This window comes from Achromobacter sp. GbtcB20 (assembly GCF_019091095.1).
Classification (GTDB): Bacteria; Pseudomonadota; Gammaproteobacteria; order Burkholderiales; family Burkholderiaceae_B; genus Achromobacter; species Achromobacter mucicolens.
In genome coordinates, this window is sequence record NZ_JAGXJZ010000903.1 from 1 (window position 1) to 236 (window position 236).

Annotated in this window: 1 protein-coding gene; it reads right to left on the reverse strand. The window is 66.1% G+C overall.

What is annotated here, in order from left to right; translation table 11 throughout:
• Positions 1 to 236 (reverse strand): hypothetical protein (locus KVT32_RS31575; protein WP_217619581.1); only part of this gene is annotated, 236 nt, incomplete at both ends.

Below are 236 nucleotides of genomic sequence, written 5' to 3' on the forward strand. Positions count from 1 at the left end.
CGGATAGCGCGTATTGAACGGGCGCTGCAGGCCGCCCACGCTGTTCTGCTTCTGGAAACCGCCGACGGCGAAGAAGTTGAAGCCGTCCGATTCGAGCTCGCCGTAGCCGAAGCCGAGGCTGGCGTTCTTCGAGATGCCGCCCGGGTGTTCCGGCTTGTCGTAGCCGAGGGTGGCGGTGCCGCCGGTGAAATCCTTGCGGGTGATGAAGTTGGTGACGCCGCCGACCGCGTCCGAGC